Raw genomic sequence first — 2,715 nt, 5'->3', positions numbered from 1 at the left:
GATCTGTGCCGTCACCGCAGCTGACGGGGGAGGACCGGCCGACACCGCGCGGGTCGAAGGAGACGACGTCGTAGCCGTTCGTGAGATCCATGAACTCCTTGCCGCCGTAGGCGAGTTCGGGGACACCTGGGCCGCCGGGGCCGCCGAAGTTCAGCAGCAGGGAGCCGCGCGAGTCGCCCGTCGCCCGGTAGCGCGCGAGCGCCAGGTCGAGCGTTCCGGCGCCGGGGCGGGCGTAGTCGAGCGGCACGGTGATCTTGCCGCAGCGCAGGTCCTTGGGCATCGCTTCGCCCTCGCACTTGGACCACTTGATCTTCTGGTCGTAGAAACGGGTCAGGTCCGGCTGCTTGTCGTCCTGCTTGCCGTCGGCGCCCGCCGCCGTGGCCGGCAGGCCGGCCGCCAGCAGGGCCAGCACCGCCACCGCGGCTTGGGCGAGCGGATGCCGTCTGTGCGTGGACCGCATACATGCCTCCAGGGACACCCGGACGAGGCGGCCGGGGACGACCCCCGGATCACGATAAGCGGGCCCACCCGCCCACGCCTCCCGGCGAGCGGGAGGGACGGAAGTGCCGTAGCCTACGGCTCCACCACCGCCGTACGACGACCGTGCCGCCTCACCCGTACGCGTGAACTCGGCCGTCCGGAAGGCCCGTTGCCCCGCGATCGCGTCCATTTTCGGCGTCGCGACCGCGATCCGCTTCGACGAGGATGCTGCCCGGGTGCGTCCGACCACCACTCGTCGCCGTTCACTCGCGACCTCATCGAAGGAGCGCACAGATGACCTCTCCGGGGCCTCAGGACCTCGTCGTCACCCGGGCCACGCTCGACGACTGGACGGCGGTCGCCCGATGGGCGGGGGACGAGGGCTGGAACCCGGGGCTCTCGGACGCGTCGTGCTTCTTCGCACAGGACCCCGAGGGCTTCTTCATCGGCAGGCTCGACGGTGAGCCGGTCACGGCCGTCTCCGTTGTCACCTACGGCGCCGACTACGCCTTCCTCGGCTTCTACCTCGTACGCCCGGACCTGCGCGGCCGCGGCTACGGCCTCACCACCTGGACGTCCGCGCTCGCCCACGCCGACGGCCGCACGGTCGGCCTGGACGGAGTGACCGCGCAGCAGGACAACTACCGGAAGTCCGGCTTCGAGTTCGCCCACCGCACCTTCCGCTACTCGGGCACGGCACCCGAGGCGGCCGTACCCGCCGATGTCCGCCCCGTCGAGGACGCCCGGGCCGTGGCGGCGTACGACAGCGCCTGCCACCCCGCCGACCGGCCTCGTTTCCTGGAGCGCTGGCTGAGCACCGACGGTCACCGTGCCCTGGCGCGTGTCGTCGACGGACGGCTCACCGGCTACGGCGTCATCCGCCCCGGCCGGGATGCCCTGCGCATCGGCCCGCTGTTCGCCGACACCGCCGCGGACGCCAGGGCCCTCCTCGCCGGACTCGCCGCCGAGGCCGCGGGCCGCGAGTTCGCCATCGACGTGCCCGAGCCGAACGCGGCCGCCATCGCCCTGGCCGAGGAGTACGGGCTGACGCCCTCCTTCGAGACGGCCCGGATGTACACGGGCCCGATCCGGCCGTACGCCGAGGAGCGCGTCTTCGGGGTCACGACCCTGGAGCTCGGCTAGGGGAGGGGGCAGCGTCTTCCTTCTCGTTCGGCTGGGCGGTCTCTCCTGACTTGGGGGACTTCCTGAACGCCCACTCCATGCGCGGCTCGACGACACCGCGCAGCGCGGTGCGTACGGGTGAGGTGCACAGGAGGGTGATGCCGCCGACCGCCATGGCCGTGACCGCGAGTTGTCCGAGCGGGGTGTGCAGCCAGTCGGGGGTGTACCAGTCCCGGAAGCGGGCCCACTTGATCACGAAGCCGTGCAGGAGGTAGCCGTACATCGTGCCGGCGCCCAGCGCCGTGAACCACAGGTGCCGTCGTGGCACCCAGGCCAGGAAGACGGCCGTCAGCAGCAGCGCCAGGCAGAACAGCGCGGGCGTGGTGAGCAGCCCCGCCCAGCGGGGCGCGCCCTGACCGGTGACGCTGCCCCGGTGGTAGAACCAGCCCGCGTCGAACCACGGCGCCACCCAGTACGCCGCCACCAGGGCCCCCAGGCCGACGGGCAGCGCGCACAGCCGCACACGACGGGTGCGCAACTGTTCGAAGTGCGCGGCGCGCAGGGTCAGACCCAGCACGAAGAACGGCAGGAACCCCAGCACCCGCTGGATCGAGATGTCGCCGCCGAGATCCGGTGAGACCGCCGCCAGCATCGCGAGCCCCAGGGCGACCGGCACCGGGTGCCGCAGCAGCAGCCACAGCGGAGTGGTCAGCCGCCAGATGAAGAGCGCGACCAGGAACCACATCACGTACCAGGGATCCAGCAGACTCAGCGGATAACCCGGATCGTCCTCGGCCCACCGGTAGAACAGCGTGTACGCCGTCTCGAACACCACATACGGCAGCACCACCCCCGTCAGCAGCCGCTTGAGCCGGCCGGGCGCCATGTCGAAGCTCCGCGAGAAGTATCCGGAGATCAGCGCGAAGGCCGGCATGTGGAAGGCGTACACGGTGAGATAGGCGGCCGTCGCGGCCCGGCTGCCGTACGTCAGCGGCTCCCACGCGTGTCCGCAGGCCACCAGGACGATGGTGAGGTACTTCGCGTTGTCGAAGTACGGGTCGCGCGAGGCGGGTCTCGCCGCCGGCCGGTCCTGGTCGGGTGGGGTGGAGGGGG

At 71.6% G+C, this 2,715-nt stretch carries 2 protein-coding genes and 1 pseudogene; 1 reads left to right on the top strand and 2 read right to left on the bottom strand.

What is annotated here, in order from left to right; translation table 11 throughout:
• Positions 1–460 (bottom strand): annotated as a pseudogene (locus tag F3T56_RS45735) (alpha/beta hydrolase); the annotation flags it as partial.
• Positions 461–774: 314 nt separating this feature from the next.
• Here F3T56_RS45735 and F3T56_RS45730 point away from each other — a divergent pair.
• Positions 775–1,623: a GNAT family N-acetyltransferase gene (locus F3T56_RS45730; protein ID WP_149831354.1), complete on the top strand. Its 849-nt coding sequence runs from the start codon at positions 775–777 to the stop codon at positions 1,621–1,623.
• Here the strand turns inward: F3T56_RS45730 and F3T56_RS45725 are convergent.
• On the bottom strand, positions 1,601–2,715 hold a 1,115-nt coding region (locus F3T56_RS45725; protein WP_246204913.1), incomplete at its 5' end, for an acyltransferase family protein. The genes F3T56_RS45730 and F3T56_RS45725 overlap by 23 nt on opposite strands.

The sequence above is a fragment of the Streptomyces tailanensis genome (assembly GCF_008386495.1).
GTDB classification, from domain to species: Bacteria; Actinomycetota; Actinomycetes; order Streptomycetales; family Streptomycetaceae; genus Streptomyces; species Streptomyces tailanensis.
Note: the sequence above shows the minus strand (reverse complement) of the source record. Positions and strands in the feature narration are given on the sequence as shown.